1 protein-coding gene is annotated in these 235 nt (G+C 25.5%); it reads right to left on the bottom strand.

What is annotated here, in order from left to right; translation table 11 throughout:
* Positions 1-235: hypothetical protein (locus AC6UDE_RS07220; RefSeq protein ID WP_500697068.1), on the bottom strand; the 235-nt coding region annotated here is incomplete at both ends.

Below are 235 nucleotides of genomic sequence, written 5' to 3'. Positions count from 1 at the left end.
ATCTATGCCAATGGATTTAGAGGAATAAGCAAAAATCAAAAAATAATCTTTATGTGAAATACTACAATTGGATACCTTGTTTTTATTGATAGAGACTACATATGGTTCCCCTTTGTTGTTTTTCTTTAAATAACAATCAACTCCAAATAATAATTTAACTATATCCCTCTCAATGATCTTTTGTCTTATTCTTAAAGATTTATGCTTATAAAATAGTCTTAAATCAATCATAAGA

The organism is Fructilactobacillus sp. X2R5C3 (genome assembly GCF_059901325.1).
Note: the sequence above shows the minus strand (reverse complement) of the source record. Positions and strands in the feature narration are given on the sequence as shown.